This is a genomic window from Hanstruepera flava, from assembly GCF_023634025.1.
Lineage (GTDB): Bacteria > Bacteroidota > Bacteroidia > Flavobacteriales > Flavobacteriaceae > Hanstruepera > Hanstruepera flava.
In genome coordinates this window covers 1-764 of the sequence record NZ_JALJCW010000019.1, presented here as the reverse complement: position 1 = coordinate 764, position 764 = coordinate 1, and the positions used below count along the sequence as shown (strand labels likewise).

Genomic DNA, 764 nt, shown 5'->3' with positions numbered 1-764 from the left:
GCCAACGGTTTTGTGTATGGCTCGTTGCGGAAAAATCCGCAGGATTCTTTCCGCCGTAACCGAAAGATAGCAAATTGCAATGAATTCCGATTAGGAATTCAGCCGCAATGAGCTATACACGTTGTTGTAAAACGTTTTTTATTAATCAATTCCTAAATCGTTTGTTATTGTATGTCTTAATTCAATTTCAGCTATTGGAATTCCCATATTTTCACTTATGATTCCCGAAATTATTCTTTCAACTTCATATTTATTAGTGATTTTTTGAATGTCAATTGTTTTCTCGAAATTCAGAGATATTGTCCAATCAATTAATTCTCTTATTGTTCCTTTAGTCACAGGCGTATTTCTTTTGATAGTTTTAATTCCAAAAATTTTTACGTGCGAGTCTAATTTTGGATTAAAGTCAATAGCAACTAATTCAGGTAATTTCAATTCAAGTTCTGTTTCCAATCGATTCCAATTTGTTTTCAATTCCGATTGAGTGAGCAAATCCGAAATTTTGCTATTCGGCCTTATTTCCAATTCAGTCAAGTTTAAGTCTTGAAATGCTTTTCTAATTCGGTAAAATATGATTTGTGTCAAGCACTTATCTGTCGGATTTACTATAATTTTGTTATAAACAGTGTCGGCAAAGTGTTGTACAGTAGCAATTTTTTCGGCTTCGGAATCCTCAATTCGTATTCCAAATTTATCTTCAACTGACATAAGTAATTCGACTGAATCTAATCCCATTTTCGGTTTGCGTTAAATGTTTTACAACG

The 764-nt window shown here is 32.9% G+C and carries 1 protein-coding gene; it reads right to left on the bottom strand.

Features of this window, described 5'->3' with window-relative positions:
- Window positions 1-141: 141 nt before the first annotated feature.
- Window positions 142-735 carry an acyl carrier protein gene (locus MTX13_RS14450; RefSeq protein WP_185789973.1) on the bottom strand — a complete coding sequence of 198 codons (594 nt, stop codon included), beginning with the start codon at window positions 733-735 and terminating at the stop codon, window positions 142-144.
- Between the last annotated feature and the right edge of the window lie 29 nt (window positions 736-764).

Excerpts from the sequence above, each read along its gene's own strand:
- MTX13_RS14450 (WP_185789973.1), bottom strand. The coding sequence starts at position 735 with ATGGGATTAGATTCAGTCGAATTACTTATGTCAGTTGAAGATAAATTT.